The organism is Stenotrophomonas acidaminiphila (assembly GCF_014109845.1).
Lineage (GTDB): Bacteria > Pseudomonadota > Gammaproteobacteria > Xanthomonadales > Xanthomonadaceae > Stenotrophomonas > Stenotrophomonas acidaminiphila.
In genome coordinates, this window is sequence record NZ_CP043567.1 from 842,078 (window position 1) to 852,500 (window position 10,423).

Sequence of the window (10,423 nt, forward strand, 5' to 3'; positions counted from 1 at the left end):
CCGTAAAAGACAAAGGGAGCCTGGCGGCTCCCTTTGTCGTCTTGTCGTCGTTGCCGGGGTGGCGGCTCAGAAATCCAGGCTGAGCCGGGCGTAGCTGTAGCGGCCGGGCAGGTCGTACGTACCCGGGTCGTAGCCGTTGAGCGTGCAGCTCAGGCAGATCGGCGGGTTCTTGTCGAACACGTTGTTGACGCCCACGGTGATCTTCAGCCCTTTCATCCACGCGTTGGTGCGCCAGCTCACCTGCGCGTCGTGCAGGGTGGTGGCGCCAAGCCAGTGCAGGTCTGCCGCGCTGTCGGTGCAGATCGGGAAGCCGTTGGCGCCGGCGCAGCTCTCGCGCAGGCGGTCGACGTAGCGCAGCGACCAGCTCGCGTTCCAGTTGCGGTAGTCCCAGTTGGCGGTCAGGTTCGAGGTCCATTCCGGAATCGAGCTGTCGTTGACTTCCACGCCGGGGCGCCTGGGCTCGGCCTGGCCGGATTCGTTGACCAGCTCGTAGCGGGTGACCCAGGTCGCCTTCCAGTCCAGGCCCAGCTGGCCCCAGCCGGTTTCCGGCAGCAGCCAGTGCGCGCTGAAGTCCCAGCCGCTGGTGTTGATCGTGCCCAGGTTGGCGAGGATGTCCTCGAAGCGGACGATCTGCCCGCGTTCGTTGCGGGTGTAGCTGGCGCAGGCCACCGCGTCGCGGCTGTCGATGCAGCGGTTGAGGATCGCCTGCGCATCCGGCGCCTGGATCGCGCCGTCGATGGTGTGGCGGTAGAAGGTCACGCCCAGGTCCAGCTTGCTGGCCCAGCCGCTGCCCTCGGCCCAGCCCGGGCTCCACACCGCGCCGGCCATGAACGAACGGCTCTTCTCCGGCTGCAGGTCGCGGTTGCCGGAGGTGACCACCGAGATCTGCGGGTTGACCTGCTCATAACCCGGCGGCACGCCATCGGCCACGCACTTGGGGGTGGTGGAGGCGGCGTTGTTGCACGGGTCCACCAGGGTGGCGTCGAAGCGGCTCAGCGTGCCGTACAGCTCGCCGATGGACGGTGCGCGGAAGCCCTGCGCGAAGGACATGCGCAGCAGCAGTTCATCGGCCGGCTGCCAGCGCAGCCCGATCTTGCCGGTGCCGGTGCCGCCGAAGGTGGAGTAGTCCGAATACCGGCCGGCCACGCTCAGGTCCACGCTCTTGCCCCAGAAGCCGCCGCGCGCCAGCGGCACGTCGAACTCGGCATAGGCTTCCTTCACCGAATAGCTGCCGATGGTGATGCCCGACGGCACGCCGTTGTACTCGCCGGCCACGGTGATCGGGTCGGGGTAGTACTCGCCCTTGTAGCGGCGCCACTCGGCGCCGGCGGCGAAGGACAGCGGCCCGGCCCACAGGTCGGCCAGTTCGCCGGTGATGTTGGCCGAGGCCTGGCTCAGGGTGTTTTTGCTGCGGTCGCGCACCACCGGCGAGATCCACGCCAGCATGTCCGCGGTGATGGTGCCGGGGCCGCCGAAGATGTTCAGCGGCACGCAGCCGGAGATGGCCGCGCACGCCGCCGGGTCGCCCAGCGCCTGGTTGATGTGCTTGACGTTGTAGCTGCCGGTGTTGGTCTGGGTGGCCTTGCTCTGGCTGGACATGGCGTTGATGTCCCAGCTCCACGGCCGGCTGTTGACCTCGAAGCTGCCGTCCAGTCCACCGGCGGCGTACCAGGTCTTCACGTCCTGCTCGTAGCGGCGCGGCCCGCCTTCGACCGGGCGGCGCCCGATCAGGAACAGGTTGGCGTCCGGGCCGATGGTGGTCAGGTCGAAGCCGAACGGGTTGTAGCGCTGGTTGGCGGGAATCACCAGCCGGGTTTCGGCCCATGCGTTGTACACGCCGGCATCGGTGCCCAGGAAGATCGGCTCCGGCGCCGCCTGGTTGGCCGACGTGCGCTCGCTGTACAGGCCGCGGAACCAGCCGCTGACCGCGGGGGTGAAGTCGAAACGCACCTGGCCGAACACCGATTTGCGCTCGTTCGGGGTCAGCAGCAGGTTGTACGGCGCGAAGTTGAAGCGGTCCGGCGTCGCGAAGCAGTGGTAGTCGTCGGTGCGCACGCACCCGGTCTGGGTGGGATCGAAGCGCGGGTTGGTGACGCCCGTGTTGGAGGTGATGCTGTAGGTATTGCCGCCCGGGTCGGCGAACACCAGCCGGCCCTGCGGCGTGGCCGAGCTGCCGTTGGCCAGCCCGGTGCCCGGTACCGGCTCGCGTGCCCACTGGTACTCGGCCGAGGAGATTTCCTTCTGCTTGAAGTACGAGGCGCCGACCACCCACTGCGCGCGGTCGCCGCTGCGGCCGAAGCTGAAGTCCACGCCGGTGGTGCCGCCGCCCTTGAGGTTGTAGTCGCCGTACTGGACCTCGACGCGGCCACCTTCCACGTTCTTCCGGGTGATGATGTTGACCACGCCGGCAATGGCATCGGAGCCGTAGATCGACGAGGCGCCGTCCTCCAGCACCTCGATGCGCTCGACCAGCGCCAGCGGGATGGTGTTCAGGTCCACCGACGCGCCTACGCCCGAGCCGGAGGATTCGTTGACCCAGCGGATGCCGTCCACCAGCACCAGCACGCGCTTGGGCCCCAGGTGGCGCAGGTCCACCGTCGCCGCACCGGCACCGACGCCGCCGCCGTCGGGCGGGAAGCCGAAGTTGCCGCTGGAGTTGAGCTTGGTGCTCAGCGAGGCGCCGCTGGCGGTGAGGTGCTGCACCACGTCCGCCACCGAGGTGTAGCCGGTGCGGTCGATGGTCTCGCGGGTGAGCACCTGCACCGGTACCTGGGTTTCCAGTTCGGCCTTCTTGATGCGGGTGCCGGTGACCTGGACCGTGTCCAGGGTGCGGGCGGTGGTGGATTCCTGTGCGGTGGCGACGGCAGGCAACAGGCACAACAGGGAAAGCTGTATGGCTCTGGTCAGGCGGTGCGGATGCAACGATAACGACGTCATCGGGAAGCTCCTTGGATTGCCGGACTACCTCGCCCGCCACCATGACGGGCGTGGGCGATATGTAAGCAATTCGTTAGGAGCGGACAAGTGAAGACGCGGGCGGGCCGACGGACGGCAGCCGCCGGGCCCGCGCCGCCACCGCCGGCCGTCGCGCTTCAGCGTGCCGAGAAGCCGCCGTCGACCAGGTGGTAGCTGCCGGTGATGAAGGACGCCTGCGCGGAAAGCAGGAAGCAGGTCAGCGCCGCCACCTCGGCGGCCTTGCCCAGGCGTCCGGCCGGGTGCAGCGCGACCAGGCCGTCGTAGGCCGCGCGGTCCATGCCGGCCAGCAGCGGCGTGTCGATGAACCCGGGGCCGACCGCGTTGATGCGCAGCCCGCGCGCCGAATACTCCAGCGCCGCGGTCTTGGTCATGCCGACCAGCGCATGCTTGGCCGCGACGTAGGCGGTGGACCCGGCCCAGCCGTTGCTGCCGAGGATCGAGGCCATGTTGACGATGGCACCGCCGCCGCCGGCCAGCATCGCGGCGATCTCGTACTTCATCGAATAGAACACCCCGTGCAGGTTCACCCCGAGCACGCGGTGCCATTCCTCCAGCGGGTAGTCGGCGGTGTCCCGGCTGGCGCCGCCGATGCCGGCGTTGTTGACCGCCAGGTGCAGCCCGCCGTACTCGGCCACCGTGGCGTCCACCAGCTGCCGTACCGCGTCGGCGTCGCTGACGTCGAGCTGGCGTGCGCGGGCCTGGGCGCCGATGCTCGAGGCCACCTGTTCGGCGGCGTCGCGGTGGAGGTCGGCGACGACGACCTGCGCGCCGCCGGCGGCCAGTTGCCGGGCGACGGCCTCGCCGATACCCGAGGCGGCGCCGGTGACCAGCGCGACCTTGCCGGAAAAATCCAGTTGCATGGTGGGTCTCCAGGGCGGCTGGGGAGGGCCGCCATCGCCCCATCATCCACATCCGCGCGTGGTAGCGGCGTTGTGTCCGATCAATCCGTCCTGCTGCGTTCAGCCAGCGAACGTGTCCCACGCCATGCGCGCGATCAGCACCACCACCAGCAGCAGGAACAGTTTGCGGATCAGCGGCGTGCCGCCGCGCAGGGCCAGCCGGGTGCCGGTCACCGACCCGGCGACGTTGGCCGCCGCCATCGGCACCGCGAAGGCCAGCAGCACGTTGCCGCTGGGCACGAAGAACGACAGCGCGGCCACGTTGGTGGCCAGGTTGACCACCTTGGAGGCGGCCGAAGCGCGCAGGAAATCCAGGCCGAAGAAGCGGATGAACAGGAAGATCAGGAAGCTGCCGGTGCCGGGGCCGAAGAAGCCGTCGTAGAAGCCGATCACCGCGCCCATCAGCAGCGCGATGCCCAGTTCGCGGCGGCCGACCTCGCGCGGCCGGTGCAGGGCGCCGAAATCCTTCTTCGCCAGCGTGTAGCCGAGCATCACGATCAACAGGGCCAGCACCAGCGGACGCACCGCGTCCTTGGCCAGCAGGCTGACCGCGGTGGCGCCGAGGAAGGCGAACACGAACGCGGTCGCCGCGGCCAGCAGCACCGGCCGCCACGGGAACCGCACCGAGCGCGCGTAGCGCCAGGTCGCCGCACCGGTGCCGAACACCGAGCTGAACTTGTTGGTGCCCAGCAGTGCGGCCGGCGTGTGCTGCGGCAGTACCGTGAACAGGCCCGGCAGCTGGATCAGCCCGCCGCCGCCGACCGCGGCGTCCACCAGCCCGGCGATGAAGGCGATGGCCAGCAGCCAGGGCAACTCGGTGGGCAGGAGTTCCAGCATGGTCGGACCTGAACGGGGGGCGCGACAGCATACGCCGGTGCCGGCTGGCCGCGGCGGTAGCGGGGAGGGAAAATACGCGCATGCCGATCACCTCGACCTCCCCTTGTCCCTGCGGCTCCGGCCGCCCCCACGGCCGCTGCTGCGCGCGCTGGCATGCCGGCGAGGCCGCCCCCGACGCCGAGGCGCTGATGCGTTCGCGCTACAGCGCCTACGTCACCGGAAACAGCGACTACCTGCTTGCCACCTGGCATCCCGATACGCGGCCGCAGGCGCTGTCGCTGGACGATGCGCCGGGCCAGCGCACGCAGTGGCTCGGCCTGGACGTGAAGCGCCACCGGGTCACCGGCACCGATACCGCCGAGGTGGAGTTCGTCGCCCGCTACCGCATCGGCGGCGGCAGTGCCGTGCGCATGCAGGAACACAGCCGCTTCGTGCGTCAGGACGGCCGCTGGTACTACCTGGACGCGCTTGCCTGAACAGCGCCCGGCGCCGATGACGCCGCGCTAACCGGGCATGGCTAAGCTCGGGGACATGCAGATTTCCAGTGCCGCATTGCTGAAGGCGTCCAGCGCTGCGACAACGCCGCCCACGCTGGCCGAGCGTTACCGCGCCGTGCGCCAGGCCAGCCTGGCGCTGGCAGCGCCGCTGTCGGCCGAGGACGCCATGGTGCAGAGCATGGCCGACGCCAGCCCGGCCAAGTGGCACCTGGCCCATACCACCTGGTTCTTCGAGCAGTTCGTGCTTGGCCGGCTACCCGGCTACCGGCCGCTGCAGCCGCACTGGCAGGTGCTGTTCAACAGCTACTACCAGAGCGTGGGCCCGGCGCATGCGCGCGCGCAACGCGGGCTGCTGTCGCGACCGGCACTGGCCCAGGTGCTGGCGTACAGCGCCCAGGTCGACGAGCGCATCGGCCAGGGCCTGCGCGCCGGCAGCCTGGACGAGGAAGCCCAACGCCTGCTGCTGCTGGGCCTGCAGCACGAGCAGCAGCACCAGGAGCTGCTGCTGACCGACATCAAGCACGCGCTGTGGAGCAACCCGCTGCAGCCGGCCTACCGCGACGACCTGCCCACGCCGCCCGCGCTGCCTGCCCGTGCCGACGCGGTGTGGATCGAAAGCCCCGAACGCATCGTCGAGATCGGCGCGCCGGCCTGGCCGGCGCATGCGCGCTTTGCCTACGACAACGAGTCGCCCCGGCACCGCGTGCTGGTTCCGGCGCACGCGCTGGCCGACCGTCCGCTGAGCAACGCCGAGTACCGCGCCTTCATCGACGACGGCGGATATCGCGATCCCCTGCTGTGGATGAGCGATGGCTGGGCGCAGCTGCAGGCAGGGCAATGGTGCCGTCCGCTGTACTGGGACCCGGCGCTGGAACGCGAATACACCCTGGGCGGCTGGCGCGCGCTGGATCCGGATGCGCCGGTGTGCCATCTGAGCTGGTTCGAGGCCGATGCCTGCGCGCGCTGGGCCGGTGCGCGCCTGCCCAGCGAGTTCGAATGGGAAGCGGCGGCCGCGGCAAGGCCGGTGGCCGGCAACTTCGCCGACGCCGGCCTGCTGCACCCGGCCGCCACCGCGGCCACGGCGCCGGGCGTGCCACGGCAGCTGTTCGGCGATGTCTGGGAATGGACCGGCAGCGCGTACACCGGTTATCCCGGCTTCCGCCCGCTGCCGGGCAGTGCCGGTGAATACAACGGCAAGTTCATGTGTGGCCAGTTCGTACTGCGCGGCGGCAGTTGCGCGACGCCGGGCGGGCACGTGCGCGCCAGCTACCGCAATTTCTTTCCGCCCTCGGCGCGCTGGCAGTTCGCCGGCCTGCGCCTGGCCAGGGCGCTTTGATGGGCAACGCCGATCCGTTGCTGGAGGGGTTGGTCGACCACCGTCCCGACCGTGCCACCATCACCGCCGACGTGCTCGCCGGGCTGTCGGCGCGGCCGCGTGCGTTGCCGTCCAAGTACTTCTACGACGCACGTGGCTCGGCGCTGTTCGAGCGCATCACCCGGCAACCGGAGTACTACCTCACCCGTGCCGAGCTCGAACTGTTGCCGCGGGCGCTGCCGGAGATCGCCGCGCATGCGGGGCCGCAGGTGCGGGTGGTGGAATACGGCAGCGGCAGCGGCCGCAAGACCCGGCTGCTGCTGCAGGGCCTGGACGACGTGGTGGCCTATACCCCGGTGGAGATCTCGCGCACCGCGCTGCTGGACAGCATCCGCGCGCTGGCGGTGGATTTCCCCGCGGTCGAGATGCTCCCGGTCTGCGCCGACTTCACCGCGTTGCCGGCGCTGCCGCCGCCACGGCGCGCGGCGCGGTGCACGCTGCTGTTCTTCCCGGGTTCGACCCTGGGCAACTTCACCGAGGCCGCGGCGGTGGCGATCCTGCGCGGCATGCGCCAGGCGATGGGCGAGGAGGGGCTGGCGCTGATCGGCATCGACCTGGACAAGGATCCGGCGCTGATCGAGGCCGCCTACAACGATGCGGCCGGGGTCACTGCCGACTTCACCCTCAACCTGCTGGCGCGGCTGAACCGCGAGATCGGCAGCGACTTCGATCTTTCCAGCTTCGCCCATCGTGCCCGCTACGTGGTGCCCTGGCGGCGCATCGAGACCTCGCTGGTGAGCCGCCGCGCGCAGGTGGTGCACGTGGCCGGGCATGCGTTCGCCTTCGAACACGGCGAGGCCATGCACGTGGAATACAGCCACAAGTACGACGACGCGCAGTTCGCCGCGATGGCGGCCGCGGCCGGCCTGCGGGTGGCGGCCGCCTGGGATGCGCCCGCGCGCATGTTCGGCCTGCGCCTGCTGCGGCCGGATTGAGTTCGCACGGCGGGCGCCGCGCCTCTTATCATCGGGCTGCGTTCCAGGATGGCGCGAAGCAGGGAGCCGTTGCATGAAGTCGTTGCGGAGATTGCCGGCGCTGGCCCTGGCCGGCACGCTCGCCACCGCGCCCCAGGCGCATGCCGCCCTTGCCGATTTCGGTCGTTGCGGTGCCGGCGTGCGCGATGCGGCCCTGGCCCAGGGCATGCCCGCCGAACGCTTCGACGCGCTGTTCGCCGAGGTCGTCCCGGACCTGGGCGTGTTGCCCATGCTCGATGCCCAGCCCGAATTCACCACGCCGATCTGGGACTACCTCGCCGCGCTTGTGGATGCGCAGCGCGTGGCCGATGGCCGCGCCATGCTCGACACCCATCGCGCACTGCTGGAGCGGATCGCCAGCGGGTACGGGGTCGATCCGGCCACCGTGGTCGCGGTATGGGGCGTGGAAAGCGACTACGGCCGCATCGCCGGCCGGCGCCCGCTGCTGCAGTCACTGGCGACCCTGTCCTGCAACGGGCGCCGCCAGGCGTTCTTCCGCAGCGAACTGCTGGCGCTGCTCCGGCTGATCGATCGCGGCGACCTGGTCGCCGACGGCCTCACCGGCTCCTGGGCCGGGGCCTTCGGCCAGACCCAGTTCATGCCGTCCACCTACGCGCGCATCGCGGTCGACGGCGATGGCGATGGCCGCCGCGACCTGGTCGGCAGCATCCCCGATGCGCTGGCCTCCACCGCCAACTACCTCAAGCAGTCGGGGTGGCGCAGCGGCCAGCCGTGGGGCGTGGAAGTACGCATTCCCGCCGGGTTCGACACCAGCGTGGCCGGGCGCGGCAAGCGCAGGCCGCTGGCGGCGTGGCGCGCGCTGGGCATCACCGGGGCCGATGGGGGCGCACTGCAGGCCGCGGCGCTGGCCGACGACAGCCCCGCCGCGCTGCTGCTGCCGGCGGGCAGCACGGGGCCGGCGTTGCTGGCGTTCCGCAACTACGACGCGATCTATTCCTACAACGCGGCCGAGAGCTACGCGCTGGCCATCGCCACCCTGGCCGACCGCCTGCGCGGTGGCAATGGACTGGTCGCGGCATGGCCCACCGACGATCCCGGCCTGGGCCGTGGTGAGCGCCGCGAACTGCAGTCCCTGCTGCTCGCGCGCGGCCACGACATCGGTAGCGCCGATGGCATGGTCGGCGACGCCACCCGTCGTGCGATCCGCATCGAACAGCAGCGGTTGGGCTGGCAGAATGCCGACGGCCGCGCCGGCAGCCGCATCCTGCACGCGTTGCGCGACGCCCGGCCGGCGACGCCCACCGTGTTCCGGCTGCCCGCCGACCATCCGCGGTTCGTCCACTCAGCGATCGTACGGAGCAAGGTTCCGATGAAGGATGTGCAGGGCCTGGACACAGGCGATTTCAATGGCTTCACCGCCTGGAAGGTGGAGACGCCGTTCTCCACCGCGGCGATCAGCGTGTTCGGCGGCCAGTTGCTGTCGTTCGTGCCCAACGGCGGCCGCGAGGTGATGTGGCTCTCGCCCGCGGCGAAGCCAGCGCCGACGCCGATCCGTGGCGGCAGCCCGGTGTGCTGGCCGTATTTCGCCAGGCAGGGCCAGGGCAGCGACGTCCCGTCGCACGGCTTCGTGCGCACCGTGCCCTGGGAGCTGCGCGATGCCCGCCGCGAGGCCGATGGCAGCATGCTCCTGACCCTGGCACCGCCCGTGCTGGAGGGCCTGTCGCTGCGCCTGACCATGAAGCTGCGCATCGGCCGCACCCTGGAGCAGGAGCTCATCACCGAGAACACCGGCAGCCAGCCGGCGGTCTTCACCCAGGCGCTGCACAACTACTTCAACGTCAGCGATGCGCTCAAGGTCGACGTCGCCGGCCTGGATGGCCTGACCTACCTGGACAAGCTCGACGCTGGCAACGCCCATGTCCAGCAGGGCGACTGGAACCTGCGCGACCCGCGCGATCCCGGCCGCAGCGACCGCATCTACACCCAGGCGCGCGGCCACTACGTGCTGCGCGACCCGGGCTTCGGCCGCAGCATCGACATCACCACCCAAGGCAGCCGTTCCGCCGTCGTCTGGAATGCCGGCGAAGCGGCCGCCGCGAAGATGGACGACATCGGCGCCGGCTGGCGCAACTACGTGTGCGTCGAAGCCGGCAACGTCGGCCCGGACCTGATCGAACTGGCGCCGGGCGGCAGCCACGTCCTCAAGCAGGTATTCGAGGTCCGGCCGTTGTAATGCCGGCATGCGCCGGCACTGGCGGTGGCCAGCGCGCAACCGCTATCGCCGGCGCAGCGCCAGCAACGTCACCGCGCCCGCCACCAGCCCCCAGAACGCCGACCCGATCCCGGCCATCGACAGCCCCGAGGCGGTCACCAGGAACGTCACCAGCGCCGGTTCGCGCTCGCCCTCGTCCTTCAGCGCCACCGCCAGGCTGTTGCCGATTGTGCCCAGCAGCGCAATGCCGGCCAGGGTGGCGATCAGCTCCCTGGGGAAGGCGGCGAACACCGCCGCCACCGTCGCCCCGAACAGCCCGATCACGATATAGAACACGCCCGCGCTCACCGCCGCCGGATAACGCCGTGCCCGGTCCTCGTGTACGTCGCGGCCCATGCAGATCGCCGCGGTGATCGCCGCCAGGTTCAGCGCATACCCGCCGAATGGCGCCAGCAGCGTATTGGCCACGCCGATCCAGCCCACCACCGGCGAGATCGGCGCGTCGTAGCCGGAGGCCTTCAATACCGCCACGCCGGGGACGTTCTGCGAGGCCATGGTGACGATGAACAGCGGCAACGCGATGCCGAACACCGCCGCCCACGACAGCGTCGGCAGGGTGAACAGTGGTCGTGCCAGCTGCAGCTGCACCTGGTCCATGTGCATCAGCCCCTGGCTGCCGGCGATGGCCACGC

8 protein-coding genes (1 of these 8 only partly in view) are annotated in these 10,423 nt (G+C 70.4%); 4 read left to right on the plus strand and 4 right to left on the minus strand.

Annotation, left to right across the window (positions count from 1 at the left end; translation table 11 throughout):
• Positions 1–66 precede the first annotated feature (66 nt).
• The 3 genes from F0P95_RS03915 to F0P95_RS03925 all read right to left on the minus strand — a co-directional run bounded on the left by F0P95_RS03915 (position 67) and on the right by F0P95_RS03925 (position 4,712).
• Positions 67–2,937, minus strand: a complete 2,871-nt coding sequence (locus F0P95_RS03915; RefSeq protein ID WP_182335760.1) for a TonB-dependent receptor — start codon at positions 2,935–2,937, stop codon at positions 67–69.
• A gap of 155 nt (positions 2,938–3,092) precedes the next feature.
• Complete coding sequence (locus F0P95_RS03920) at positions 3,093–3,836, minus strand: SDR family NAD(P)-dependent oxidoreductase (RefSeq protein WP_182335761.1); 744 nt, start codon at positions 3,834–3,836, stop codon at positions 3,093–3,095.
• Positions 3,837–3,935: 99 nt separating this feature from the next.
• Positions 3,936–4,712: a sulfite exporter TauE/SafE family protein gene (locus F0P95_RS03925; protein ID WP_182335762.1), complete on the minus strand. Its 777-nt coding sequence runs from the start codon at positions 4,710–4,712 to the stop codon at positions 3,936–3,938.
• Positions 4,713–4,792: 80 nt separating this feature from the next.
• On the opposite strand from F0P95_RS03925, the gene F0P95_RS03930 reads away from it, so the two are divergent.
• The 4 genes from F0P95_RS03930 to F0P95_RS03945 all read left to right on the plus strand — a co-directional run bounded on the left by F0P95_RS03930 (position 4,793) and on the right by F0P95_RS03945 (position 9,752).
• Entirely contained in the window at positions 4,793–5,188 is a 396-nt protein-coding gene (locus F0P95_RS03930) for a YchJ family protein (protein WP_182335763.1), read from the plus strand.
• A gap of 79 nt (positions 5,189–5,267) precedes the next feature.
• Positions 5,268–6,545 (plus strand): ergothioneine biosynthesis protein EgtB, encoded by a 1,278-nt coding sequence (gene egtB / locus F0P95_RS03935; RefSeq protein WP_425515926.1) that lies wholly within the window; start codon positions 5,268–5,270, stop codon positions 6,543–6,545.
• Positions 6,545–7,519: an L-histidine N(alpha)-methyltransferase gene (gene egtD / locus F0P95_RS03940; protein WP_182335764.1), complete on the plus strand. Its 975-nt coding sequence runs from the start codon at positions 6,545–6,547 to the stop codon at positions 7,517–7,519. The genes egtB and egtD overlap by 1 nt, the downstream gene beginning before the upstream one ends.
• A 73-nt stretch (positions 7,520–7,592) precedes the next feature.
• Positions 7,593–9,752 (plus strand): lytic murein transglycosylase, encoded by a 2,160-nt coding sequence (locus F0P95_RS03945; protein WP_182335765.1) that lies wholly within the window; start codon positions 7,593–7,595, stop codon positions 9,750–9,752.
• Between the two features lie 42 nt (positions 9,753–9,794).
• On the opposite strand, the gene F0P95_RS03950 is transcribed toward F0P95_RS03945, so the two are convergent.
• A protein-coding gene (locus F0P95_RS03950) for a benzoate/H(+) symporter BenE family transporter (protein ID WP_182335766.1) crosses the window boundary here: on the minus strand, positions 9,795–10,423 show its 3' portion. 550 nt of this gene lie beyond the right edge of the window; only the last 629 of its 1,179 coding nucleotides appear in the window; its start codon lies off the right edge, out of view; it ends in the stop codon at positions 9,795–9,797.